The following is a 25,980-nucleotide window of genomic DNA, read 5'->3' on the forward strand; positions in this document are numbered from 1 at the left end:
CGCTCGATCGCACCGCTCGTCCAACACAGGGAGCCCGCATGGTCAGCACTGAAACCTCGCACCCCATCGACACCTCCGGCATCGCAACGGCCTCCTCGACCACGCTCACGCGTCGTCCAGGGCGCTGGATCGACGGATTCGACCCCGAGAACACCGACTTCTGGGAGTCGGAAGGGCGCTCGATCGCCCGTCGCAACCTCGGCTGGTCGATCTTCGCCGAGTTCCTCGGCTTCATCGTCTGGCAGCTGTGGAGCATCGTCGTCGTGATGCTCCCGGCAGCGGGCTTCGCCTTCACCAGCGCCGAGACGTTCTGGCTGATCTCGCTGCCGAGCCTCGTCGGCGCGACGCTCCGCTTCCCGTACACGTTCATGGTGCCGAAATTCGGCGGGCGCAACTGGACGATCGTGTCGGCCGCGCTGCTGCTCATCCCCGCCATTCTGCTGAGTTTCGCCGTCGGCAACCCGGAGACGCCGTTCTGGGCGATGCTCGCGATCGCGGCCCTCGCCGGCTTCGGCGGCGGCAACTTCGCGAGCTCGATGGCGAACATCACCTACTTCTTCCCGCAGAAGGAGAAGGGGTGGGCGCTCGGCCTCAACGCCGCCGGCGGAAACCTCGGCACCTCCGTCGCTCAATTCGTCGTGCCGATCGTCGTCACCGCCGTCGCCGGTGTGACTCTCCTCCCGCTGGCCGGCTGGATCTGGGTGCCGCTGATCCTGATCGCGATCTGGGGCGCCTGGCGGTACATGGACAACCTGTCGTCCGCCAAGGCCGACTTCGCCGGCTCCGCCGCTGCCCTTCGCGAACCGCACCTGTGGCTGCTCGCGCTGCTCTACATCGGCACGTTCGGCTCGTTCATCGGGTTCGCGAGCGTGTTCCCGAAGCTGATCGCCGATCAGTTCCCCGAGTTCTCCGCGATTCAGATCGGCGCGGCCGGAGTGTCGCTCGCCTTCCTCGGCGCGCTCGTCGGCTCGCTGTTCCGTCCGCTCGGTGGCCGGCTCTCTGATCGCTTCGGCGGAGCGCGGGTGACGATCGGAGCATTCGCGGTCATGGCGGCCGGTGCCTTCGGAATCATCGGCGTTCTCGCGCTCAACGAGTTCTCTCTGTTCCTCGCCTGCTTCCTCGTGCTGTTCGCGGCCACCGGGATCGGCAACGGCGCGACGTACCGGATGATCCCCAGCGTGTTCCTCGCCCGCGCCGCGGCCACCGGCATGACCGACATCGGAGCGACCCAGCGCAAGGCCGCAGCTGCCCTCGGACTGATCTCGGCGATTGGCGCCTACGGCGGGTTCGTGATCCCGCAGGTGCTGAACGCCTCGCAACAGGCATCCGGCGGCTACCAGCCCGCCTTCGTCGGCTTCGGCATCGCCTACCTCCTGCTGCTGACGCTCACGGTCGTCATGTACGTGGTGCCCCGCGCATCGCTCGCCCAGCGTCAGGTCTGACTGTGACGGCGCCGGATGCAGCGCTGCGGGTGGTCGTGGTCGGATTCGGCCCGGTCGGCGCACGGTTCTGCGAGGAGCTGCTGCCCGGCGTGCGATCGGGGAGCATCGAACTCACCGTCGTCGGTGCGGAGTCGGAGGCTCCGTACAACCGGGTCCTCATCGCCGAGGTGGCGGTCGGAAATGCCGAGTTCGACGACATCGTGCTGCACGACCCGGCCGAGATCGTCGAGGCGGGAGCCCGGGTCCTTTCCGGAACCCGAGTCGTCCGCATCGGCCGAGAGCAGCACGAGGTCGAACTCTCGACCGGTGAACTGCTGTCGTACGACCGGCTCGTCCTCGCGACAGGCGCGCGATCGAACATCCCGACGCTCGTCGGCGTCGAACGCCGGGCATACGACGCCGCAGCACTGGCACGTGCGGGGGCCGGCGTGATCGGAGCCGACCCCGCACTGCCGGAGGGCGTGACGGTGCTGCGCGACCTGGCGGATGCCGACCGGATCGGGTCGGCCATCCGGTCCGGCGCCCGCATCGTCGTCCTCGGCGCCGGCGTGCTCGGCCTGGAGTTCGCCCTCCTCGCCGCCCGCGCCGGGGCGCAGGTCTGCGTCGTGCATCACGGTCCCACCCCGATGCCGCGCAACCTCGACCGCGGTGCCGGTACGGTGCTCGCCAGAAGTCTGCGCGACGCGGGTGTCGCCGTGCTCGCGCACAGCGTCGCCGAGTCCGTCGCCTTCCATGCGGAGGAGGCCGGTGTCCGCCGCTTCGACGCACTCGTCACCGCCGATGGAAACTATGTGCGCGGCGATCTGCTCGTGATGTCGTGCGGCGTGGGCGCGAGGGCAGAACTCGCCACGGCGGCGGGGCTCCGCACCGCGGCCGGCGTCGTGGTCGACAGCTCACTGCGCTCGTGGACCGATCCCGACGTCTACGCCATCGGCGACTGCGCGCATGTCGTCGATCCCGAGCTCGTCCGCGATGCGGGGGACCGCCTGCCCGGCGCGCCGTCCGGACTCATCGGACCGGGCTGGCGCCAGGCCGAATGGCTGGCCGCGCAGCTCAGTGCGGAAGCCGACGGCGGATCCTTCCAGGACGGTCCGCCGGTGGAGCGCCCGGCGGTCGTCATGCTGAAGGGCGAAGGCGTCGACGTGGTCGCGGTCGGCGACGTCAGCATCGAACTCTGGGACACCCCGCCCTACGGGGAGTCCGGACCGCATCGGCACGTGGCGCAATGGGCTGATCCGCAGCATGGCCGCTACGTGAAGATGGTCTCGCGAGACGGAGTCCTCGAGGCGTTCGCCAGTGTGGGGATGCCGCGCACGGCCGCAGAGCTGACGGTGCTCTACGAGCGCGGGGGCGAGCTTCCCTCCGACCGCTCGCTCCTGCTGCGTCTCGACGGTCCCGATGACGACCCGAGCACAGGTGGCGACGCATTCGCGCCGACCGCGACCGTCTGCTGGTGCAACGGCGTCACCGTCGAGCGTGTGGAGGCCTCCGTCCAGGCAGGGAACGCCACGGTCGCGTGCGTCGGCAAGGACACCCGCGCCGGCACGGGATGCGGCGGCTGCAAGGGCCGTCTGGCCGAGCTCATCGAGCGCTTCGATTCGCCGCTTCTGGCGCCGTCCGCATGACCGCCGGCGTCGAGACCCACTGCCCGTACTGCGCCCTGCAGTGCGCGATGACGCTCCTGCCGAAGCTGCCGGGAACACCGGATCACGATCCTCGTCTGACCGTCGAAGGTCGCGCGTTCCCGACGAACAGGGGCGGGCTCTGCAAGAAGGGCTGGACGTCGTCGACCCTGCTCGACGCGGCCGACCGCGTCATGCATCCCCTCGTCCGCAACGACGACGGCGAGCTGCGGCCCGCGACCTGGGACGACGCCCTCGATCTCGTCGCCGAGACGCTCCGCCGCGTCCGCGCACAGCATGGCGCCGACGCCAACGGAGTGTTCGGCGGCGGTGGCCTCACCAATGAGAAGGCCTACCAGCTCGGCAAATTCGCCCGCATCGCACTCGGCACCTCGCGCATCGACTACAACGGCCGCTTCTGCATGTCCTCTGCGGCCGCGGCATCGAATCGCGCGTTCGGAGCCGATCGCGGGCTGCCGTTCCCGTTGACCGATCTCGACGCCGCGCACACCGTCCTGATGCTGGGGTCGAACGTGGCCGAGACGATGCCGCCGTTCCTGTCGCACATCGAGGGGGCGCGCGCGGCCGGCGGGCTGATCGTCGTGGATCCGCGCCGCAGTTCCACCGCACGTCTGACGGACGACGACCAGGGGATCCACGTCGCGCCGGCCCCCGGCACAGATCTCCCGCTGCTGCTCGGGCTGATCCACATCGTCATCTCCGAGCGGCTCCACGACGCCGAGTACATCCGCGAGCGGACGGTCGGCTTCGCCGCGCTCCGTCGCTCGGTCGCCGGCTGGTGGCCGGAGCGAGTGCAGCAGGTGACGGGCGTGCCGGTCCCCGTGCTGCGGCAGGTGGCGCGTCGGCTGAGTTCGGGACTGCCCACTTACATCCTGACCGGTCGCGGCGTGGAACAGCATGTCAACGGCACCGACACCGCCACCGCCGCCATCAACCTGGCGCTCATCCTGGGCCTGCCCGGTAAGCCGGACTCGGGATACGGCACGCTCACCGGACAGGGGAACGGTCAGGGCGGTCGCGAGCACGGCCAGAAGTCCGATCAGTTACCCGGCTACCGCAAGATCACAGACCCAGAGGCGCGGGCACACGTGGCGGCGGTGTGGGGTGTGCATCCGGACGACCTCCCAGGACCCGGGCTGCCGGCGGTGCAGCTGTTGGCCTCCATCGGCTCTCCTGAGGGCATCCGCACGCTCCTCGTGCACGGATCGAACCTGTCTGTCTCGGCACCGAACGCCGGAGACGTCCGTGAACGACTGCGCAGCCTCGAGCTGCTCGTCGTCTGCGACTTCTTCCTCTCCGAAACCGCCAGGCTCGCCGACGTCGTGCTCCCGGTGACGCAGTGGGCCGAGGAGGAAGGGACCATGACGAGCCTCGAGGGGCGCGTCATCCGGCGCCGGAGGGCGATCGATCCGCCCTCCGGCGCGCGCAGCGAACTGTGGATCATGGCCGAGCTCGCCAGACGGCTGGAGGCACCTGGACGCTTCGACCTGAACCCGGCGGATGTCTTCGACGAGCTCGCCCGCGCATCAGCCGGTGGCATCGCGGACTACTCCGGCCTGAGCCATGCACTGCTCGACGAGGGAATCGCGGCGTACTGGCCGTACCCGGTCGGCTCCGTCGGCACCCCGAGGCCGTTCGAGAACCGCTTCGCGCATCCCGACGGCCTGGCCAGGATCGTCGCCGTCTCGGTCGCGCGCCCTGCCGAGTCCGCAGCGACCGGAGACGAGCTCACGCTCATCACCGGCCGACTCCTCGAGCACTACCAGTCCGGCGCTCAGACGCGCCGCGTGCCGGAGCTGATGGCCGCGCGCCCACGGCTCGAGGCGACGCTGCACCCGGCGACGGCCGCCGATCGCGGTCTGGCGGACGGCGACGACATCGAGGTGTCCAATGCCCGCGGCGTGGTCCGCGCACGGGTGACGACGACCACCGGCATCCGCCCTGACACGGTGTTCCTGCCGTTCCACTTCCCTGACGAGCACAGCGCGAACCTCCTCACCAGCGACGCCACCGACCCGCTGTCGTCGATGCCGGAGTTCAAGAGGGCGGTCGTGCGGATTCACGCCGCCATCGACGGCGCACCCTGATCCCGGCTCGGTCTCCGCGGGCGCACAGAGAGGCCTGGGTAGAATCGAGCGGTCCACTTCAGAAGGAGCGCAATGCGGATCACGGGACTCGGCCACGCCGGGATGTTCATCGAGACGACCGGCGGAAACATCATCTGCGACCCCGTGCTCGGGCCCTCCTTCTTCGGCTCCTGGTTCCCGTTTCCCGACAACCGCGGCCTCGACTGGGAGCGCTTCGGACGCGAAGCGGACTTCCTCTACATCTCGCATCGTCACCGTGACCACTTCGACCCGAAGCTGCTGGAGCGGTACATCCGCAAGGACATCGAAGTGCTTCTTCCGGAGTACCCGATCGATGACCTGGAAAAGGACATCCGCGCGCTCGGCTACGAGAACATCACCTACGCGCCCGCTGGCGAGGTCATCCAGCGCGGTGACCTGAAGATCATGATCACCCCGTTGCGTGCGCCCAGCGACGGACCGATCGGCGACTCCTCGCTGAGCGTCGACGACGGCACCGGGTCCGTGCTGAACCAGAACGACTCGCACCCGCTCGACCTGGAGAAGCTGTTGGACTTCGGCACGCCGGACGCGTACTTCACGCAGGTGTCCGGTGCCATCTGGTGGCCGATGGTCTACGACCTGCCGCTGGACGCCAAGCAGAACTTCGCCCAGCTCAAGCGCGATGCGCAGAACAAACGCGCGATGTACTACATCGAGAAGGTCGACGCTCCGCACGTCTTCCCGATGGCGGGCCCGCCGATGTTCCTCCGTGACGAACTGTTCGACTTCAACGGGCTGGGCAGGAACGGCGAGTCGATCTTCACCGATCAGAAGCAGTTCCTCGCGCACATGAAGGAACTGACGCCGCAGTACGACGGACACCTGTTCGTCCCCGGCACTGTGGTGACCGTTGCGGACGGTGAGGTCTCGACGGAGCAGTCCCTCTACACGGATGCCGAGATCGCGCACGTCTTCGACGAGAAATGGGAGTACCTCGAAGCGCAGCGAGCGAGCCGCCAGCAGGAGATCCGCGACGAGGAGGCATCGCGCGCGGAGATCATCCCGCCCGCCGAGATGCTCGACGCCCTCAAGACCTGGTGGGAGCCGCTGCTGAAGAAGTCGCGCACCATCCGTCTCGGTGTCGGCGGATGCGTGCGGTTCCGCATCGGCGACCTCGACATGGTCGTCGACTTCCCCCGCGCGAAGGTCCGGGAATACGCGGGGGAGGAGTGCATCTACTGGTACACGATCCCCGCCGATCTCGTCTCGACGAACATCCGCGACCACGAGATCGACTGGTCGAACTCGATCTTCCTGTCCATGCAGTTCCAAGTGGGCCGCAGCGGCAAGTTCAACGAGTTCCTCACGACTTTCCTCAAGTGCCTCTCGGTCGACCGCATCGAGTACGTCGAGAACTGGTACTCCGAGCAGACCGATCAGACCGAGGACGCCGAGGTCGGCGACTGGATCGTGCAGCGCCGCTGCCCGCATCTGCGCGCTGACCTGACGAAGACCGGAAAGGTCGATGAGAACGGCATCCTCACCTGCAGCATGCACGACTGGAAGTGGGACCTGAAGACCGGTCGCTGCCTGTCGACGAGCGGTCACGCGATCCGCTCGACGAAGATCGACGACGTCACCGATGAGGCGCTGCGTCCGGCGGTCTGATCCGCAGGTTCGCGTTCCGGTAGACTCGACCACGCAAGCAACCTTTAACACCGTCCTGTGAGGCGGAGAAGGGAGCGGCCGATGAGCACGCGCACTGTGCTGCATGAAGCCGATATCTCGCGGGCATTGACCCGTATCGCACATGAGATCCTCGAATCCAATCGGGGGGCTTCCGACCTCGTCCTGCTGGGGATTCCGACCCGGGGCGTCACGCTGGCTCACCGCCTCGGCGCGCTGGTCAGCGACATCGCGCAGACCATCATCCCGGTCGGGTCGCTCGACATCACGCTCTTCCGCGATGATCTGTCCAAGCATCCGACGCGGTCCCCGCACCCGACGGACATCCCCGCCGGCGGCATCGACGGCAAGACGGTCGTCCTCGTCGACGACGTCCTCTTCTCCGGCCGCAGCATCCGCGCCGCCCTCGACGCGATCCAGTCGATCGGCCGACCCGCAGCGGTGCGACTGGCGATCCTCGTCGACCGCGGGCACCGCGAGCTGCCCATCCGACCCGACTTCGTCGGCAAGAACATCCCGTCCGCTCGGACCGAGCGGGTGAACGTGCGCCTGCGTGAGAACGACGGCGCCGAGGAGGTGACGATCGGCGAATGAGACACCTCCTCGACACCCGCACGCTCGACAAGGCGACCGCCCTGCAGATCCTCGATGTCGCCGAGGACATGGCAGACACCCAGTCCCGCGAGGTCAAGAAGCTGCCCACCCTGCGCGGCAAGACGGTCGTGAACCTCTTCTTCGAGGATTCCACCCGCACGCGCATCTCCTTCGAAGCCGCAGCGAAACGTCTCTCTGCAGATGTCATCAACTTCGCAGCCAAAGGCTCCAGTGTCTCCAAGGGCGAGAGCCTCAAGGACACGGCGCAGACCCTGGAGGCCATCGGAGCGGATGCCGTCGTCGTGCGCCATCCGGGTTCCGGCGCCCCGCAGACCCTCGCCACCAGCGGCTGGATCTCCGCCGGCGTGGTGAATGCCGGCGACGGCACGCACGAGCACCCGACCCAGGCGCTGCTCGACGCGTACACGATCCGCAAGCGTCGCTTCGGCGCTTCCAGCCGAGGGCGCGACCTCTCCGGGATCCGCGTCGTCATTGTCGGTGACGTGCTGCATTCCCGCGTCGCACGCTCCAACGTCTGGCTCCTCGCCACGCTCGGTGCCGAGGTGACGCTCGTCGCTCCTCCCACGCTGGTGCCACAGAACGTGTCGCTCTGGCCGGCGCGCGTCGTCTACGACCTCGACGAGGCTCTCGCCGAGGCGCCGGATGCCGTGATGATGCTGCGGATTCAGCTCGAGCGCATGAATGCCGCATATTTCCCGACTGAGCGGGAGTATTCCCGACGGTGGGGCTTGGACGCACTGCGTGTGGCCCGGCTTCCGGAAGGTAGCATTGTGATGCACCCCGGTCCGATGAACCGAGGACTGGAGATCTCCTCCGAAGCCGCTGATTCGCCCCGCTCGACGGTGCTGGAACAGGTGGCGAACGGAGTCTCCGTCCGGATGGCTGTGCTGTACCTGCTGCTGGCAGGAGAACGATACGACGAACGAGGGGGAGACCTGTGAACGAGACCCTCGTCATCACCGGCGCACGGCTTCTCGGCGCGGAGAGCGCCGACATCATCATCGAGAACGGAACGATCGCCGAGATCGGCGCAGGCCTCAGCAGGGCAGGTGCTCGCACCATCGATGCAGACGGGCTCGTGGCGCTGCCCGGCCTGGTCGACCTGCACACGCATCTGCGTGAACCCGGCTACGAAGCGTCCGAGACGATCCTCACCGGCACCAGAGCAGCTGCCGCCGGTGGGTTCACGGCCGTCTTCGCGATGCCGAACACCTCACCGGTCGCCGACACGGCCGGCGTCGTCGAGCAGGAACTCGCCCTCGGCGAGGCCGCAGGCTACGCCACCGTGCAGCCCATCGGCGCGGTCACCGTCGGGCAGAAGGGCGAGCGCCTCGCCGAACTCGGCGCCATGGCCTCCTCCCGTGCGAAGGTGCGCGTCTTCAGCGACGACGGCTTCTGCGTGTTCGACCCCCTCATCATGCGCCGGGCTCTCGAGTACGTGAAGTCCTTCGGCGGCGTCATCGCGCAGCACGCGCAGGACCCGCGCCTCACCGAAGGCGCGCAGATGAACGAGGGTACGGTCTCGGCAGAGCTCGGCCTCGCCGGCTGGCCCGCCGTCGCCGAAGAATCGATCATCGCCAGGGACGTTCTGCTCGCCGAACATGTGGGATCGCGTCTGCACGTCTGCCATCTCTCCACGGCGGGCTCCGTCGACATCATCCGCTGGGCCAAGAAGCGCGGCATCAACGTCACCGCCGAGGTCACGCCGCACCACCTGCTCCTCACGGACGAGCTGGTGCGGGGCTACGACGCCCGGTACAAGGTGAACCCGCCGCTTCGTCGGGAAGAGGACGTGCTCGCCGTGCGCGAGGGCCTCGCTGACGGCACGATCGACATCGTCGCGACCGACCACGCTCCGCACCCCAGTGAGCACAAGGCGTGCGAGTGGCAGGCGGCAGCCAACGGCATGGTGGGCCTGGAGAGCGCCCTGCGCGTGGTGCACCAGTCCATGGTGCAGACCGGCCTCATCGGCTGGGCGGACGTCGCGCGGGTGATGAGTGCTGCCCCGGCGCGTATCGGCATGCTCGCCGGACACGGCACACCGCTCGAGGTCGGCGCACCCGCGCAGATCACTCTGTACGACGCGTCGGTCGACGGCGTCTTCACCGAGGCCGACCTGCACGGGCGCAGCACCAATTCGCCCTACCTCGGCCGACCGCTGCCCGGTCGCGTGCAGTACACGGTGCACGCCGGCACCGTGACGGTGGATGCCGGCGCTGTCGTCGAGGAGCTGAACGGATGAGCGTACGCGACATCGCCATCGCGATCACGATCGCCGTGGCACTGCTCGTGCTGCTGACGATGTACTTCGCCTGGCGACGACGTCTGCGTCGCGATTCCGGCCTCACCGCCCCGCTGGGCGTCCCCGAGCACGCCGAGGTCGACAGCCGTCACGAAGTCCTCTACGTCTCGACCACCCAGCACGACAAGCCGCTGGAGCGTCTCACGATCTCGCCGCTGGCGTATCGGGCGCGGGGCGAGCTCGCGATCACCGACCGCGGAGTCGCGCTCTGCCTGGACGGCGCCCCGACGGTGTTCCTCGCCTCGCCGAAACTCCGCTCAGTCGATCGCGCGACCGTCACCATCGACCGTGTCGTCGAACCCGGCGGCCTCGTCCGCATCGCCTGGAATGTCGACGACGACACGATCGTCGACTCCTACCTTCGCCTCACCACCGGCGACCCGAAGAACCTGATTTCCGCACTGCAGCGACTCGTCGCCGCATCCGACGGCCCAGCCGCCCCCGACACAGGAGCCGCACAATGACCTCTCTGCCAGAACCCGCCGTCCTCGTCCTCGAAGACGGCACCCGCCACACCGGACGCGCCTACGGCGCGCTGGGCACCACGCTCGGCGAGGTGGTCTTCGCCACCGGCATGTCGGGCTACCAGGAGACGCTGACCGATCCGTCCTACGCCGGGCAGATCGTGCTGCAGACCGCACCGCATATCGGCAACACCGGCATGAACGACGAGGACCCCGAGTCCCGCCGCATCTGGGTGTCCGGCTACATCGTCCGCGACCCCTCACGTGTCGTCTCCAACTGGCGTGCCGACACCTCGCTCGATGCCGCGCTCATCGCAGACGGCATCGTCGGCATCAGCGGCATCGACACCCGGTCGATCACCCGGCACATCCGCGCGGCCGGATCCATGCGCGGCGGGATCTTCTCCGGCCCGGCCGCCGGGCTCGACCCGGAGGAGCAGCTGCGCTCCGTGCAGGAAGCCCCGCAGATGGCCGGCCGCAACCTCTCGGCCGAGGTCTCGGTCGACGTCGCGACGATCACCACGGCGCTGGGAGACCGGATCGGTGACCTCGCCGTCCTCGACCTCGGGGTCAAGCAGGCCACGATCGACAACCTCGCCGCTCGCGGTTTCGACGTGCACGTGCTGCCGCAGAACGTCACCATCGACGAGATCCGCGCGATCGATCCGGTCGCCGTGTTCTACTCCAACGGTCCCGGTGACCCGGCGGCATCCGACGGGCACGTCGACCTGCTGCGCGAGGTGCTGGATGCGGGCCTGCCGTTCTTCGGCATCTGCTTCGGAAACCAGCTGCTCGGCCGCGCTCTCGGCCTCGGCACCTACAAGCTGCCGTTCGGCCACCGCGGCATCAACCAGCCGGTGCTCGACAAGACCACCGGCAAGGTGGAGATCACCGCGCACAACCACGGCTTCGCCGTCGACGCTCCGCTTGACGGCCCCTTCGACAGCCCGAACGGCTACGGCAAGGTCGAAGTCAGCCACATCGGGCTGAACGACAACGTGGTCGAAGGACTGCGCGCCCTCGACATCCCCGCCTTCTCGGTGCAGTACCACCCCGAGGCCGCTGCCGGCCCGCACGACGCCAACTACCTCTTCGATCGCTTCGCGGCAATGGTCCGCGAGAACAAGGACGCCAAGTAATGCCCAAGCGCGACGACATCCGCTCCGTCCTCGTCATCGGCTCCGGCCCCATCGTCATCGGCCAGGCCTGCGAGTTCGACTATTCCGGCACCCAGGCGTGCCGTGTGCTCCGCGAGGAGGGCGTCCGCGTCATCCTCGTCAACTCCAACCCGGCGACGATCATGACCGATCCGGACTTCGCCGACGCGACCTACGTCGAGCCGATCACCTGGCAGGTCATCGAGACCATCATCGCCAAGGAGAAGCCCGACGCGATCCTCCCGACTCTCGGTGGCCAGACCGCGTTGAACGCGGCGATCGAGCTGCACAATCACGGCATCCTCGAGAAGTACGACGTCGAGCTGATCGGTGCCAGCTTCGAGGCGATCAACAAGGGTGAAGACCGCCAGATCTTCAAGCAGCTCGTGCTCGACGCCGGAGCCGATGTCGCGGACAGCCGCATCGCGCACACGATGGACGAGGTTCTCGCCGCTGCAGGCGAGCTCGGCTACCCGCTCGTCGTGCGCCCCTCGTTCACGATGGGCGGTCTGGGCTCGGGCTTCGCCTACGACGAGAACGACCTGCGCCGCATGGCCGGGGCAGGGCTTCACGACTCGCCGACCAACGAGGTGCTCCTGGAGGAGTCGATCCTCGGCTGGAAGGAGTACGAGCTCGAGCTCATGCGCGACACGGCCGACAACACCGTGGTCGTCTGCTCCATCGAGAACGTCGACCCGGTCGGCGTGCACACCGGCGACTCGATCACCGTCGCCCCCGCGCTGACGCTGACCGACCGCGAGTACCAGAAGCTGCGCGACATCGGCATCGACATCATCCGCGCCGTCGGCGTCGACACCGGCGGCTGCAACATCCAGTTCGCCGTAAACCCGGAGAACGGCCGGATCATCGTCATCGAGATGAACCCGCGCGTCTCGCGCTCGAGCGCCCTCGCCTCGAAGGCGACGGGGTTCCCGATCGCCAAGCTCGCCGCCAAGCTCGCGCTCGGCTACCGTCTCGACGAGATCCCGAACGACATCACCGGAGTGACTCCGGCGAGCTTCGAGCCGACACTCGACTACGTCGTCGTCAAGGTGCCGCGCTTCGCTTTCGAGAAGTTCCCGGCCGCCGATGTGACGCTGACCACCACCATGAAGTCCGTGGGCGAGGCGATGGCGATCGGCCGCAACTACGCCACAGCGCTGCAGAAGGCGCTCCGCTCGCTGGAGAAGCGCGGCTCGAGCTTCCACTGGGGCACCGAGGACCGTAGCGTCGAGGAGCTCCTGGAAATCTCGAAGACCCCGACGGACGGCCGCATCGTGGTGCTGCAGCAGGCGCTGCGCAAGGGCGCCACGATCGAGCAGGCATTCGACGCCACCGCCATCGATCCCTGGTTCATCGACCAGATCGTCCTCATCAACGAGGTCGCCGAGATCGTGCGCACGGCGGACGAACTCGATGCGGCCACGCTCCGCTACGCGAAGGAGCACGGCTTCTCCGATGCGCAGCTGGCCGAGCTCCGCGGCACCACCGAGGCCGAGGTGCGCGGGGTGCGCCACGGATTCGGCATCCGCCCGGTCTACAAGACGGTCGACACCTGCGCCGGCGAGTTCCCGGCACTCACGCCGTACCACTACTCGAGTTACGACTTCGAGACCGAGGTCGCGCCGTCCGATCGCACCAAGGTCGTCATCATCGGCTCGGGCCCGAACCGTATCGGACAGGGCGTCGAGTTCGACTACTCCTGCGTGCACGCCTCGTTCGCGCTCTCGGATGCCGGCTTCGAGACCGTCATGGTCAACTGCAACCCGGAGACCGTCTCCACCGACTACGACACCTCCGACCGGCTCTACTTCGAGCCGCTCACCCTGGAGGACGTTCTCGAGGTGCTCGACGCGGAAGCCGCCAGCGGCACCATCCTGGGTGTCGTCTGCCAGCTCGGCGGCCAGACCCCGCTGGGGTTGGCGAAGGGCATCGAAGCGGCCGGTTACGCCGTGCTCGGCACCAGCCCCGAGGCGATCGACCTCGCCGAGGAGCGTGCGCTGTTCAGCGGCATCCTGGATGCCGCAGGGCTCGTCGCCCCGCGTCATGGCACCGCAACCGATGTCGATGGCGCCGTCGCGGTCGCCGAGGACATCGGTTACCCGGTGCTGGTCCGCCCGAGCTTCGTGCTCGGCGGGCGCGGCATGGAGATCGTCTACGACACCGAGAGCCTGCGCGACTACTTCGTGCGCACGGCTGGCGAGGTCATCATCGAAGAGGGCAAGCCGCTCCTGGTGGACCGGTTCCTCGACGATGCGATCGAGATCGACGTCGACGCGCTGTACGACGGCGTGGATCTGTACATCGGCGGCGTCATGGAGCACCTCGAAGAGGCCGGCATCCACTCCGGAGACTCCAGCTGCACCCTGCCCCCGATCTCGCTCGGTCGATCCGACATCGACCGGGTGCGCACCGCCACGCTGGCGATCGCCGAGGGCGTCGGCGTCCGCGGCCTGCTGAACGTGCAGTTCGCGATCAGCGCCGGCGTGCTCTACGTCATCGAGGCGAACCCGCGCGCGAGCCGCACGGTGCCGTTCGTTTCGAAGGCTCTGGGTATCCCGCTCGCGAAGGCCGCCAGCCGGATCATGGTCGGCGCGACTGTCGCCGAGCTGATCGGCGAGGGGATGCTGCCGGAGCGCGATGGCTCGCGCGTGCCACTGGGCGCGCCGGTCGCCGTCAAGGAGGCCGTGCTGCCCTTCAAGCGCTTCCGCACCAAGGACGGCAAGATCGTCGACTCCGTGCTCGGCCCGGAGATGCGCTCCACCGGTGAGGTGATGGGCATCGACAAGGACTTCCCGACCGCGTTCGCGAAGAGCCAGGCCGCTGCCTACGGCGGCATGCCGACATCGGGAACCGTGTTCATCTCGGTCGCCGACTCCGACAAGCGCGCCGTGATCCTGCCGGCTCACCGGCTGCAGCAGCTGGGCTTCACGATCGTCGCGACCGAAGGAACGGCCGAGATCCTGTCGCGCAACGGCATCGCGGTGACGGTGGTCGAGAAGTACAGCGAGACGCAGACCAGCGGCGCGCAGAACATCGTCGACCTCATCAACGACGGACAGATCGACATCGTCGTGAACACGCCGTCCGGTGGCACGGCGCGTGCCGATGGCTACGAGATCCGGGCGGCCGCCGTCGCCGCGGACAAGGCCCTCTTCACGACGATGGCGGTGCTCGGTGCTGCGGTCAGCGGAATGGATGCCGCGCACAAGGGCTTCGACGTCCGCAGTCTTCAGGAATACGCGCTCGATCGTCAGGCGGCCCTGTGAGCGCACGTTTCGGGGAGCGGGTTCGCGCGGCGCTGCTCGCGCGCGGACCGCTCTGCGTCGGCATCGATCCGCACGCCGGCCTCCTCGACTCCTGGGGGCTGTCGTACGATGCGGCCGGCGCCAGGGAGTTCGGTCTTCGAACGGTGGATGCCGCAGCCGGCCGTGCAGCGATCGTGAAGCCGCAGGTGTCGTTCTTCGAAAGATTCGGCTCTGTCGGCATCGCCGCCCTCGAGGACGTGCTCGTGGCCGCCCGCGCAGCCGGCCTCATCGTGATCGCGGATGCGAAGCGCGGTGACATCGGGTCGACGATGGACGCCTACGCCGCCGCCTGGTTGACCCCGGGTTCGCCGTTGGAGGCCGACGCCGTCACCGTGAACCCGTTCCTCGGTGTGGGAGCGCTCGACGGCGCCTTCGCGCTCGCGGAGCGAACCGGCAAGGGGCTGTTCGTCCTGGCGGCGACCAGCAACCCGGAGGCCGAGGTTCTGCAGCGCTCCTCGAACGAGCGGGGCGAAACCGTGTCGTCCGCGGTGATCGCCGAAGTCTCGGCACGGAATGCCCAGTCCACGCCGACGGGGGAGTGGGGGAGCTTCGGCTTCGTCATCGGCGCCACCGTCGACTGGACGGATGCCGGACTCGCGGCCTTCGCGCCGCCCGCACCGATCCTCGCCCCCGGCTTCGGCGTGCAGGGTGCCGCACCGGAGGACCTCCGCGCGCGGTTCGGCACGATGAGCGATTGCGTGATCGCGAGCGAGAGTCGCAGCATCCTGACGGCCGGCCCGGCGGGTCTCGCCGCGGCCATCGACGCGCGCAACGCGCAGTATCTCGAGGTGACCCATGGCTGAAGTCAGGACCGTCCCCGATGTCGACCGCGCAGCGGCGGCACGGAAGGCCGTCGAGCGTCGGCGCGCGCGCGCCGCGCTCAAGCGTGACCTCACGATGCGGGTGACGACGCCGCAGACGGTGCTCTCACACGCCATCGCCGATGCCGACTCCGTCGCCGGCTCCATGCGCATCACCGACTTCCTGCTGGCGCTGCCGGCGATCGGTTCCGGAAAGCGCGATCGGATCCTCGACGAGCTGCATATCTCCCCGGTGAAGCGGCTCGGTGGACTCGGCGTGCGCCAGCGCGTGCTGCTCAGGGAATGGCTGGACGGGCGATTCCCGGAAGCGCAGCCCCGTGATGGCCGCAGTCGTCTGCTCGTGCTGGCCGGCCCCACGGCCGTCGGTAAGGGCACGGTCGCAGCGCACATCAGGGAGAACCACCCCGAGATCCATCTCTCGGTCTCGGCGACGACTCGGGCACCTCGACCGGGGGAGATCGACGGCGTGCACTACTACTTCGTCGATGACGCCGAGTTCGATCGCCTCATCGCCGACGGAGAACTCCTGGAGTTCGCCGTGGTGCACAACCGCTCCCGCTACGGCACGCCGCGGGCGCCGATCGACCTCGCCCTGAGCCAGGGAAAGACCGTGCTGCTCGAGATCGACCTGCAGGGAGCACGCCAGGTGCGCAAGGCCGAGCCGTCCGCGACGCTGATCTTCCTGCTGCCGCCGAGCTGGGACGAACTGGTCCAGCGACTCGTCGGACGCGGCACCGAAGAGGCGGAAGAACGGGCCCGTCGACTCCGCACGGCGAAGGTCGAACTGGCCGCCCAGAGCGAGTTCGATCACCGCATCGTGAACGAGGACGTCGCCGTCGCCGCGCGCGAGGTCGTAGAATTGTCTTCAAGCTCTGCGCGCTGAACGTCTCCCGCGCCTATTGCACCGTCTTCGCGACGATCCCGTCGCCTGATCAGGAGGTCTCACCATGGCCGGACACCACACCAACGGAATCATCGATCCCCCCATCGACAACCTGCTCGACCGCGTCGACTCGAAGTACGAACTGGTCATCTACGCGGCCAAGCGCGCCCGTCAGATCAACGACTACTACTCGGACCTGCACGAGGGCAACCTGTTCGACAACGTCGGCCCGCTGGTCGACTCGTCCGTCGAGGACAAGCCGCTCACCATCGCGCTGCACGAGATCAACGAGGACAAGCTCCGCCTGCGTCACGCAGAGTGACATTCGGACCGCGCCTCCCCGTTTGTCGGAGGCGCGGTTCAGAATGGGTGCATCCACCCTTTCCCCGTCCGTCCCCGTTCTGGAGCACCGATGAGCGCGCTGCGTCTGTTCACGTCCGAGTCCGTCACCGAGGGGCATCCGGACAAGATCTGTGACCAGATCTCAGACAGCATCCTCGATGGCCTCATCGCCAAGGACCCGGAATCCCGGGTTGCTGTGGAGACTCTCGTGACCACGGGGCTCGTGCACGTCGCCGGCGAGATCCGCACCGAGGCCTACGTCGACATCCCCACGATCGTCCGCCAGGTCGTGAACGGCATCGGCTACACCTCCAGCGACACCGGCTTCGACGGCGATTCCTGCGGCGTGAGCATCTCGGTGGGCGAGCAGTCGACCGACATCGCCCACGGGGTCGACAACGCGCAGGAGCATCGCGACGGTTCCTCGAGCGACCCACTCGACGCGCTCGGCGCCGGCGACCAGGGCATCATGTTCGGTTTCGCCACGAATGAGACGCCGCAGCTGATGCCGATGGCCGCCTGGACGGCGCACCGCCTCGCGGAACGCCTCGCCGAGGTGCGCCGCTCCGGACTGCTCCCGTTCCTGCGCCCCGACGGCAAGACCCAGGTCACACTCGGCTACGAGGGCTTCACTCCGAAGACCGTCGATGCGGTGGTGCTGTCGACGCAGCACAATCCGGATATCTCCCAGGATGAGCTGAAAGCACAGCTGCGCGAGCACGTCATCGCTCCGATCCTGGCGACCACGGGCCTCGACCTCTCCGATGTGACGTACTACATCAACCCGGCCGGCCCGTTCGTCACGGGTGGCCCCAAGGGCGACGCCGGCCTCACCGGCCGCAAGATCATCATCGACACGTATGGCGGTGCGGCGCGCCACGGCGGCGGCGCCTTCAGCGGCAAGGACCCGTCGAAGGTCGATCGGTCCGGCGCCTACGCCACCCGATGGGTCGCGAAGAACGCGGTGGCCGCAGGTCTCGCCGACCGCCTCGAGGTGCAGATCGCCTATGCCATCGGGGTCGCCCGTCCGGTCGGCCTGTACGTCGAGACGTTCGGTACCGGCAAGGTCTCCGACGAGGCGATCATCCAGGCGATCAGCACGGTGTTCGACCTCCGTCCGCAGGCGATCATCGAAGAGCTCGACCTCCTCCGGCCGATCTACGCGCAGACCGCCGCCTACGGGCACTTCGGCCGCGAGCTTCCCGACTTCACCTGGGAGCGCACCGACCGCGCCGAAGAGCTGCGCCGCGCTGCCGGGCTCTGATGGGGAATCGGTTCCCCCGGATACCTCAGCCCTCATGAGCACCGAGAGCCGACGCATCGCGCGAGTTCTCCTGGACTCCCCGCTGCCGCAGCTCGACCGGCTTTTCGACTACGCGCTGCCTGCGGAACTCGGCGAGGTGCCGCTCGGCGTCCGCGTTCGCGTCCCCCTGCGCACGGCGGGCCGGGTGATCGACGGGTACGTCATCGAGGTCGATACCGAAGATGACGCGGATCGTGCGCTCTCCGAGGTGGAGAGCATCGTGTCGACGGCCTCGGTGCTGCCGGAACGGCTGTATCGCCTGGCCCGGCGTGCCGCTGATCGGGCCGCGGGTTCCGCCTCGGACGTCCTGCGCCTCGCCATTCCCAAGCGGCAGGTCCGAGTCGAGAAGGCATGGACGGCGGATGCTCCTGCCGTCCGCCCGCACGAGACCGCGCTCGCTCGTGCCGCAGAGGTGATCGGGCGCTACGAAGGTCTCGAGGCTGTACTCACGGAGCGCGGACGCGCCGCGGTCGAGGCGATCCCTGCGCTGGATGACGATTCTCCGGCATGGGCGCAGCTGCTGGCGGCCGTGGCGGTGCGCACCCTGTCGTCGGGGTCGTCGGCGGTGCTCGTCGTCCCGGATCACCGAGACGTCGACAGCCTGCTGAAGACGCTTTCGGTTCTGGTGCCGGACGAAGCCGTGGTGCGCCACGACTCGAGACAGTCGAATCCTGATCGCTATCGCGCGTTCCTGCGCACCCTCGAAGATGCGCCGTGCATCGTCGTCGGCAACCGCTCGGCCGTCTACGCGCCGGTCGAGGCCGGACTGGTCGTCATCTGGGACGACGGAGATCCTCTGCTCGGAGAGCAGCTCGCGCCCTACATCAACGCGCGCGACGCGGCGCTGCTTCGCCAGGAGCAGGAGGGGTCGGCCCTCCTGATCGCCGGAAACACCCGCACCACCGACACCGAGCGGCTCGTGCTGCACGGCTGGCTTCAGGACGTTCGTGCGGCGCGGCGCGTGCTACCGCGCGTGCTGTTGAGCACTCCGCAGGAGATGGAGCAGCCGCAGGGGCAGCGACTGCCGTCGTCGGCCTTCCTCGCCGCGCGGACAGCCGCGGCGGAGGGACCGGTCCTCGTCCAGGTGTCACGCCCGGGCTTCTCGCCGTCACTGGTGTGCGCAGGATGCCGCACGCCGGCCCGGTGCGCACATTGCGGCGGGCCGCTCGGAGCGCGACACCGCGGAGCCGTGCCGGTCTGCGGCTGGTGCGGGCGGTCGGCGCGCGCCTGGGCCTGCCCGTCGTGCTCCGGGGTGCAACTGCGCCTGGCGTCGTCAGGGAGCGAGCGCACGGCAGATGAACTCGGTCGTGCGTTTCCCGGAGTGCGTGTGATCGTCGCCGATGGCGCACACCCCGTCGCCAAAGTCGATGCGCGGCCGGCGCTGGTCGTCGCCACTCGCGGAGCGGAGCCGCTCGCCGAGGGCGGCTATCGTGCCGTGGTGCTCCTGGACGGTGCACGGATGCTGCAGGCCCCCGATCTTCGCGTCGGCGAGGCATGCCTGCGCTGGTGGTCGAACGCGGCCGCTCTCGCCGCACCCGGCGCTCCCATCCACCTGGTCGGCGTCAACGGCCCGGTGGCGATGGCGCTCGCGACCTGGAACCACGCGGGGTACGCCCGAACGGAACTCGAATCCCGCGCGCCGCTGCACATGCCTCCGATCATGAGGGTCGCGCAGATCGAGGGCACCACCGACGCCATCACCCGCGCCCTGGAGACGGTGCGAGAACTCGCTCTGCCCGCCGACGCGCTGCTCGGACCGGTGCCGATCGAATCGAACGATGACCCTCCGCGCCTGCGCGCCCTGCTCCGGTTCGATTACGGATCGGGCCAGCGCGTCGCCACGACACTTCGCGCCGCCGTCGTCGCCGAGGCCGTTCGTCACCGCCGCGGCCGCGGCCGTGCGACCCGCAGCACTCTCACGGTGCGCCTCGATATCCTCGACCCAGAGCTTTGACCTTCCGGAGAACCTTCATGCGCCTCGTCTTCGCCGGCACACCAGCCGCCGCCATCCCGACACTCCGCCGCTTGGCGACGGAGCACGACATCGCCGCGGTGGTGACCCGGCCGGATGCCCCCCTCGGTCGCAAGCGCGTGATGACGCCCTCGCCCGTCGCGGCGGTCGCAGGCGAACTCGGTATCCCGGTGATCAAGGCGGCTCGTCTGGACGAGGAGGCTTCGGCGCGCATCGCCGCGTTGCGTCCGGACCTCGGCGTGATCGTCGCGTACGGCGGTCTGGTGCGCGAGCCGCTGCTGTCGACGCCGACTCGAGGCTGGATCAACCTGCACTTCTCGCTGCTCCCGCAGTGGCGGGGTGCCGCGCCTGTCCAACGTGCCCTCATCGCGGGTGACGCAGAATTCGGAGCGAGCGTGTTCCAGCTCGTCGCCGAGTTGGACGCCGGCGACGTCTTCGCCGCACGGACGATCGCGATTCCGGACGGAGCGACGGCGGATGCCGCCCTCGACGCGCTTGCCGTCGGGGGCGCCGAGCTCACCGCAGAGGTCGTCGCCGGCATCTCGACCGGCGCGGCGCACGCCATGCCTCAGACCGGCACGGCGACCGTCGCTCCCAAACTCACCCTGGAGGACGGGTTGCTGGACTGGTCGCAGACCCTCGACCTCGTCTATGCGCGGTTCCGTGGTGTGACCCCCGAGCCCGGGGCCCACACGACCATCGGCGGATCGCGGGTGAAGATCCTCGAAGCCCAGAGAGCCACCGACGTCGAAGCGATGCCGCCGGGGACGATCGCGGCGGGCAAGGCGGCACTGCTGATCGGCACGTCCACCGCCCCGCTCGCCGTGACCCGCGTCCAGCCGGCCGGAAAGGCGGCCATGAGCGCCGTCGACTGGTGGCGCGGTCAGCGCGGTGCGGAAGATCTGCGAGCAGGCGCATGAGCGGCCAGCAGCGTCGTCCCCGGCACCCGCAGGGCCAGGGCGCACCCGGATCCGACCGCCGGAGTTCGAGCCGCGGTGGCGGCCAGCCGTCCCGTACGGTGCAGCCTTCCCGGGCGGTCCAGCCCGCACGCCGCGTCGCCTACGACGTGCTGCGCGCGGTCAGCGACTCCGACGCCTACGCGAACCTCCTGCTGCCGTCGGCGATCGCCGACGCAGGACTCTCGACGCAGGATGCGGCTCTCGCCACCGAACTCGCCTATGGGACGCTCCGCCGACGCGGCATGTACGACGCGATCATCGAGGCGGCAGCGGATCGCGACACCGCATCGATCGATCCGGCCGTGCTCGATGCGCTGCGACTCGCGGTGCATCAGCTCCTGGCGACGCGAGTGGCCTCGCACGCCGCTGTGAACGAGTCGGTGAATCTCGCCGCAGACGCTCAGGGCCGCGGGGCGGCGAGCTTCACGAATGCGGTGCTCCGGCGGATCGCGAGGGAGACACCGGGGGAGTGGCAGGAGCGGATCGAGCGGTCGGCGCGGTCCGACGACGAGCGACTCAGCCTCCGCACGGCGCATCCGGTGTGGGTGATCCGCGCGCTGCGCAGAGCCCTCGCCGCTGAGGGTCGCGCGGACGAACTGGAGGCGCTTCTCGAGGCCGACAACGTCTCACCCGAAGTGACGCTCGTCGCCTTGCCGGGACTGGCCGAGCAGGGGGAGCCGCGCCGCCCGTACGCCGCGACCGCCTTCGGCTCGCCCGGCGGCGATCCCCATCGGATCGTGGCCGGCTCCGGAGGCAAGGTCCGCGTCCAGGATGAGGGATCCCAGCTCGTGGCTCTCGCCCTTGCCGCGGCGGCGCCGATCCGCTCGGGGGAGCGCTGGCTCGACCTGTGCGCCGGCCCCGGTGGCAAGACCGCACTGCTGGCGGCCATCGCCGCGCAGCACGGCGCTCTTCTCGAGGCCAATGAGATCATCCCCGCGCGGGCGGGGCTCGTGCGCAACGCTCTCCGCCCTGTTCCCGGTGACGTCGTCGTGGACGAAGAGGACGGCCGCACGCTCGCTCGCGACCGTGTCGGGCAGTACGACCGCATCCTGGTCGACGCACCGTGCACGGGCCTCGGCGCCCTTCGCCGTCGGCCTGAGGCTCGCTGGCGGAAGACCCCGGCCGATGTCGCCGAGCTCGTTCCGCTGCAGGAGGAGCTCCTGTCGGCCGCTGTGGAGGCGCTCGCGCCCGGTGGCATCGTCGCCTATGTCACCTGTTCACCGCACCTCGCTGAGACCACCGGGGTCGTGCAAGAGGTGCTGCGCGGGCGCGCTGACCTCCACGAGCTCGACGCACGGGCGGTGCTGACGCACATCGCGCAATCGCCGATCGATCTCGGGACGCGCGACGACCAGCCCGATGGCGGATCCGTGCAGCTCTGGCCGCACCGCCACGGCACCGACGCGATGTTCCTCGCGCTGCTGCAGCGCACCGCGGCAGATCCGGCCGCGACAGATCCCGGCGATGCCGCCGGGAAGGGAGAATAGACCCGTGGACCTTCCCCGCGCCCCGCGCATCAATCCCAGCATCCTCGCCGCCGACTTCGTCAACATGCAGCGCGATCTTGCGAAGATCGCCACCGCCGATTTCGCCCATGTCGACGTGATGGACAACCATTTCGTGCCGAACCTCACCTTCGGGACGCAGATGGTCGAGCGCATCCAGGCGACCAGCCCCATCCCGCTCGACGTCCACCTCATGATCACCGACCCCGACCGCTGGGCGCCCGCGTATGCCGAGCTGGGAGCCGCCAGCGTCACGTTCCACCTCGAAGCGGCCGCCGATCCGATCTCGCTCGCGCGGCGCCTGCGTGACATGGGTGCCCGCGCCGGAATAGCCATCAAGCCGGGCACCCCGGCCGAAGGCCTGTACGACGTACTCGATGAGTTCGACCAGATCCTCGTGATGACGGTGGAGCCCGGATTCGGCGGCCAGGGCTTCATGCCCGAGACGATGCCGAAGCTGCGCTCACTGGCCGACGAAGCACGACGGCGCGGCTCGAACGTCTGGCTGCAGGTCGACGGCGGCATCTCGGACAGCACCATCGAGCTCGCCGCCGCCAGCGGAGCCGATACGTTCGTCGCCGGCTCCGCCGTCTACGGGGCCGACGACGTGGAGGCCGCCGTCACGCGGCTCAGGGACGCCGCACGAGCCGCTAGCCTGGAATCGTGAAGACTTTCGACGAGCTGTTCGCCGAGCTCAGCGTCAAGGCCGAGACTCGTCCGGCAGGATCGGGCACGGTCGCCGAGCTCGACGGCGGCGTGCACACGATCGGCAAGAAGATCGTCGAAGAGGCCGCCGAAGTGTGGATGGCCTCCGAGTACGAATCCGACGAGGCAGCGGCCGAGGAGATCTCCCAACTGCTGTACCACGTGCAGGTGATGATGATCGCGAAGGGCTTGAGCCTGCAGGACGTCTACCGACATCTCTGATGCGCTCCGCCCCTGTCGACCCCATCTGAAGGTTTCCCATGCTGCGCATTGCTGTTCCGAACAAGGGCTCGCTCTCCGAGACCGCCGCCGAGATGCTCGCGGAAGCCGGCTATGCCGGACGCCGTGACGCCAAGACCCTGCACCTGATCGACGCCGAGAACGACGTCGAGTTCTTCTTCCTTCGTCCCCGCGACATCGCCACCTACGTCGCCTCCGGTGCACTCGACGTGGGCATCACCGGCCGCGATCTGCTGCGCGATGTGCCTCAGCAGGCGAGGGAGATCGAGTCGCTCGGCTTCGGCGGCTCCACGTTCCGCTTCGCGGGTCCTCCCGGGAGATTCCACACGGTCGCAGACCTCGCAGGCGTCCGAGTCGCTTCTGCCTACCCCGGCCTCGTCGGTGATTTCCTGCGTGAGCACGGCGTTGCGGCAGAGCTCGTCCAACTCGACGGAGCCGTCGAATCCGCGGTGCGACTCGGTGTCGCGGATGCCGTCGCCGATGTCGTCTCCACCGGAACCACGCTCCGACAGGCCGGACTCGACATCTTCGGTCCGGTCATCCTGGAGTCCGAGGCGGTGCTGATCAGCCGCCCCGGCGATGCCGAGGGCACCGAGACCCTGCTGCGGCGCCTGCGCGGTGTGATGGTCGCTCGGCGCTTCGTGCTGATCGACTACGACCTCCCGGCGGAGTTGGTCGATCAGGCCGTTCAGATCGCTCCCGGCCGTGAGTCGCCGACGATCTCCCCGCTCCGCGATGCCGCCTGGGTGGCCGTGCGCGTGATGGTGCCGAGCCGCGGCGTCAATCAGGTGATGGACGATCTGTACGCACTCGGCGCTCGCGCCATCCTCGTGACCGCGATCCACGCCGCGAGGCTCTGATGGCACTCGCCAGTCGCGTCATCCCCTGCCTCGATGTGGCCGCGGGCCGCGTCGTCAAGGGCGTGAACTTCGAGAACCTCCGTGACATGGGCGATCCCGTCGAGCTCGCTCGCCACTATGCCGAGCAGGGTGCAGACGAGATCACGTTCCTCGACGTGACCGCCACCGTCGATGCCAGGGCCACCACATACGACGTCGTGCAGCGCACGGCAGAGCAGGTGTTCGTTCCGCTCACCGTCGGCGGGGGAGTGCGCAGCGTCGACGACGTCGCCCGGCTGCTCGCGGTCGGCGCGGACAAGGTCGGCGTGAACTCCGCCGCGATCGCCCGCCCCGGACTCATCGACGAGATCGCCGACCGCTTCGGCGCGCAGGTGCTGGTGCTGTCCCTCGACGTCAAGCGCGCCGCAGGCACGCATTCGGGTTTCGTCGTCACCACCCACGGCGGGCGTACGACGACGACCCTCGACGCGATCGCCTGGGCACGGGAAGCCACCGAGCGCGGTGCGGGCGAGCTGCTGGTGAACTCGATCGATGCGGACGGCACGCGCGACGGCTTCGATCTGGAACTGGTGCGTCTGATGCGCGAAGCGTCGACGGTTCCGGTGATCGCGTCCGGCGGCGCCGGGAAGGCGTCCGATTTCGCTCCGGCGATCAAGGCGGGCGCCGATGCCGTGCTCGCCGCGAGCGTCTTCCACACCGGAGCTCTCACCGTGGGAGACGTCAAGGACGCTCTGCGGGCTGAGGGGGTGCTGGTCCGATGACGGAGTTGGAGACGCGGATCGCGCAGGTCGCCTGGAACGGCGACGGACTCGCCCCGGTGATCGTGCAGCAGTGGGACACCCGTGAGGTGCTCATGTTGGCCTGGGTGGATGCCGAGGCGCTCCGCCGCACCCTCACCTCGGGTCGCGTCACGTACTGGTCCCGCTCACGGCAGGAGTACTGGCGGAAGGGCGACACGTCCGGCAACATCCAGACCGTCCACGAGGCACGTCTGGACTGCGATGGAGATGCGATCCTGCTGCTGGTCGACCAGACCGGTCCCGCCTGCCACACGGGTACGCGAACCTGCTTCGACACCACGGACCTCGAGGCGGTTCCGGGCCAAGGCGGAGCATGAGCATCGCACGACGCGGCCGTTCGCTCGGAGTCTCCGGCTTTCTGCTGGCCGGAGCCGTCGGCATCATCTCCTCGACCCAGACGTGGCTCACCGTCGAACGCGCCGATGCGGGCGCAGCCATCCTCGTCCCGGGCGCAGATGCGCTCCCGCTGCTCGCCCCGCTCAGTCTCGCCGTGCTCGCTCTCGGCGCTGCGCTGTCGATCGCCGGCCGGATCGTGCGTGTGGTATTCGCGGTGGTCGCTGCGGCGACTGCCGTCCTCCTGGGGTGGTCGACGATTCCGCTGCTCGTGAGCCCACCGCTCAGCGCCGTCGCCCCGAGCGTCACGGACACGACCGGACTCGCCGGGTCTGCGGCGCTGTCCGACGTCGTCGCCTCGATCACTCCGACGTTCTGGCCGTACCTCGTCCTCGCCGCCTGGGTGCTCCTGTTCGCCACCGCGGTGCTTGTTCTGCTGACCTGGCGGCAGTGGAAGACCGGAGGCCGCAGATACCGCACCGAGGGCGCCGCCGCCGATCACGGCGATGGAGCGGTGGACGCCGTCGATTCCTGGGACGAGCTGTCGCGTGGCACCGACCCGACTCGATGA

Annotated in this window: 23 protein-coding genes; all 23 read left to right on the forward strand. The window is 68.8% G+C overall.

Translation table 11 applies throughout. From position 1 onward, the window contains the following. The first annotated feature begins 38 nt into the window (after window positions 1-38). Window positions 39-1,442, forward strand: coding sequence for a nitrate/nitrite transporter (locus tag MRBLWO13_RS14510; RefSeq protein ID WP_341974746.1), 1,404 nt, complete (start codon window positions 39-41; stop codon window positions 1,440-1,442). Window positions 1,443-1,444: 2 nt separating this feature from the next. Next, window positions 1,445-3,067 (forward strand): FAD-dependent oxidoreductase, encoded by a 1,623-nt coding sequence (locus tag MRBLWO13_RS14515; RefSeq protein ID WP_341974747.1) that lies wholly within the window; start codon window positions 1,445-1,447, stop codon window positions 3,065-3,067. After that, window positions 3,064-5,172, forward strand: a complete 2,109-nt coding sequence (locus MRBLWO13_RS14520; protein WP_341974749.1) for a molybdopterin oxidoreductase family protein — start codon at window positions 3,064-3,066, stop codon at window positions 5,170-5,172. Before MRBLWO13_RS14515 ends, MRBLWO13_RS14520 begins: the two co-directional genes overlap by 4 nt. Window positions 5,173-5,244: 72 nt before the next feature. Next, window positions 5,245-6,822 carry a Rieske 2Fe-2S domain-containing protein gene (locus MRBLWO13_RS14525; protein ID WP_341974751.1) on the forward strand — a complete coding sequence of 526 codons (1,578 nt, stop codon included), beginning with the start codon at window positions 5,245-5,247 and terminating at the stop codon, window positions 6,820-6,822. Window positions 6,823-6,903: 81 nt separating this feature from the next. Beyond that, window positions 6,904-7,434: a bifunctional pyr operon transcriptional regulator/uracil phosphoribosyltransferase PyrR gene (gene pyrR / locus MRBLWO13_RS14530; protein WP_341974753.1), complete on the forward strand. Its 531-nt coding sequence runs from the start codon at window positions 6,904-6,906 to the stop codon at window positions 7,432-7,434. Next, entirely contained in the window at window positions 7,431-8,396 is a 966-nt protein-coding gene (locus MRBLWO13_RS14535) for an aspartate carbamoyltransferase catalytic subunit (protein WP_341974755.1), read from the forward strand. The genes pyrR and MRBLWO13_RS14535 overlap by 4 nt, the downstream gene beginning before the upstream one ends. Then, window positions 8,393-9,697, forward strand: a complete 1,305-nt coding sequence (locus MRBLWO13_RS14540; protein ID WP_341974757.1) for a dihydroorotase — start codon at window positions 8,393-8,395, stop codon at window positions 9,695-9,697. Before MRBLWO13_RS14535 ends, MRBLWO13_RS14540 begins: the two co-directional genes overlap by 4 nt. Further along, the gene (locus MRBLWO13_RS14545; protein ID WP_341974758.1) at window positions 9,694-10,221 is read left to right on the forward strand and encodes a hypothetical protein; all 528 of its coding nucleotides are present in this window, start codon (window positions 9,694-9,696) and stop codon (window positions 10,219-10,221) included. The genes MRBLWO13_RS14540 and MRBLWO13_RS14545 overlap by 4 nt, the downstream gene beginning before the upstream one ends. Next, the gene (gene carA, locus MRBLWO13_RS14550; RefSeq protein WP_341974760.1) at window positions 10,218-11,360 is read left to right on the forward strand and encodes a glutamine-hydrolyzing carbamoyl-phosphate synthase small subunit; all 1,143 of its coding nucleotides are present in this window, start codon (window positions 10,218-10,220) and stop codon (window positions 11,358-11,360) included. The genes MRBLWO13_RS14545 and carA overlap by 4 nt, the downstream gene beginning before the upstream one ends. Then, a complete protein-coding gene (carB, locus tag MRBLWO13_RS14555) occupies window positions 11,360-14,647 on the forward strand; it encodes a carbamoyl-phosphate synthase large subunit (RefSeq protein ID WP_341974762.1) in 3,288 nt (1,095 codons plus the stop codon). The genes carA and carB overlap by 1 nt, the downstream gene beginning before the upstream one ends. Next, window positions 14,644-15,489 (forward strand): orotidine-5'-phosphate decarboxylase, encoded by an 846-nt coding sequence (gene pyrF / locus MRBLWO13_RS14560; RefSeq protein WP_341974764.1) that lies wholly within the window; start codon window positions 14,644-14,646, stop codon window positions 15,487-15,489. The genes carB and pyrF overlap by 4 nt, the downstream gene beginning before the upstream one ends. After that, window positions 15,482-16,390, forward strand: coding sequence for a guanylate kinase (gene gmk / locus MRBLWO13_RS14565; RefSeq protein WP_341974767.1), 909 nt, complete (start codon window positions 15,482-15,484; stop codon window positions 16,388-16,390). The genes pyrF and gmk overlap by 8 nt, the downstream gene beginning before the upstream one ends. A 64-nt stretch (window positions 16,391-16,454) precedes the next feature. Beyond that, the gene (rpoZ, locus tag MRBLWO13_RS14570; RefSeq protein WP_042536631.1) at window positions 16,455-16,712 is read left to right on the forward strand and encodes a DNA-directed RNA polymerase subunit omega; all 258 of its coding nucleotides are present in this window, start codon (window positions 16,455-16,457) and stop codon (window positions 16,710-16,712) included. Window positions 16,713-16,802: 90 nt separating this feature from the next. Continuing rightward, the gene (metK, locus tag MRBLWO13_RS14575; RefSeq protein ID WP_341974769.1) at window positions 16,803-17,996 is read left to right on the forward strand and encodes a methionine adenosyltransferase; all 1,194 of its coding nucleotides are present in this window, start codon (window positions 16,803-16,805) and stop codon (window positions 17,994-17,996) included. A 34-nt stretch (window positions 17,997-18,030) separates the two neighbouring features. Beyond that, entirely contained in the window at window positions 18,031-19,989 is a 1,959-nt protein-coding gene (locus MRBLWO13_RS14580; RefSeq protein WP_341974771.1) for a primosomal protein N', read from the forward strand. Window positions 19,990-20,006: 17 nt separating this feature from the next. After that, the gene (fmt, locus tag MRBLWO13_RS14585; RefSeq protein ID WP_341974772.1) at window positions 20,007-20,927 is read left to right on the forward strand and encodes a methionyl-tRNA formyltransferase; all 921 of its coding nucleotides are present in this window, start codon (window positions 20,007-20,009) and stop codon (window positions 20,925-20,927) included. Further along, complete coding sequence (locus MRBLWO13_RS14590; protein ID WP_341974773.1) at window positions 20,924-22,453, forward strand: transcription antitermination factor NusB; 1,530 nt, start codon at window positions 20,924-20,926, stop codon at window positions 22,451-22,453. Before fmt ends, MRBLWO13_RS14590 begins: the two co-directional genes overlap by 4 nt. Beyond that, window positions 22,431-23,138, forward strand: coding sequence for a ribulose-phosphate 3-epimerase (rpe, locus tag MRBLWO13_RS14595; protein ID WP_341974775.1), 708 nt, complete (start codon window positions 22,431-22,433; stop codon window positions 23,136-23,138). The genes MRBLWO13_RS14590 and rpe overlap by 23 nt, the downstream gene beginning before the upstream one ends. Beyond that, complete coding sequence (locus MRBLWO13_RS14600; RefSeq protein ID WP_341974777.1) at window positions 23,135-23,398, forward strand: phosphoribosyl-ATP diphosphatase; 264 nt, start codon at window positions 23,135-23,137, stop codon at window positions 23,396-23,398. The genes rpe and MRBLWO13_RS14600 overlap by 4 nt, the downstream gene beginning before the upstream one ends. A 38-nt stretch (window positions 23,399-23,436) precedes the next feature. Continuing rightward, window positions 23,437-24,276: an ATP phosphoribosyltransferase gene (hisG, locus tag MRBLWO13_RS14605; RefSeq protein ID WP_341974779.1), complete on the forward strand. Its 840-nt coding sequence runs from the start codon at window positions 23,437-23,439 to the stop codon at window positions 24,274-24,276. After that, complete coding sequence (hisF, locus tag MRBLWO13_RS14610; RefSeq protein WP_341974781.1) at window positions 24,276-25,037, forward strand: imidazole glycerol phosphate synthase subunit HisF; 762 nt, start codon at window positions 24,276-24,278, stop codon at window positions 25,035-25,037. The genes hisG and hisF overlap by 1 nt, the downstream gene beginning before the upstream one ends. Then, complete coding sequence (gene hisI, locus MRBLWO13_RS14615; protein ID WP_341974783.1) at window positions 25,034-25,393, forward strand: phosphoribosyl-AMP cyclohydrolase; 360 nt, start codon at window positions 25,034-25,036, stop codon at window positions 25,391-25,393. Before hisF ends, hisI begins: the two co-directional genes overlap by 4 nt. Further along, the gene (locus tag MRBLWO13_RS14620; protein ID WP_341974786.1) at window positions 25,390-25,980 is read left to right on the forward strand and encodes a Trp biosynthesis-associated membrane protein; all 591 of its coding nucleotides are present in this window, start codon (window positions 25,390-25,392) and stop codon (window positions 25,978-25,980) included. Before hisI ends, MRBLWO13_RS14620 begins: the two co-directional genes overlap by 4 nt.

It is taken from the genome of Microbacterium sp. LWO13-1.2 (assembly GCF_038397725.1).
Lineage (GTDB): Bacteria > Actinomycetota > Actinomycetes > Actinomycetales > Microbacteriaceae > Microbacterium.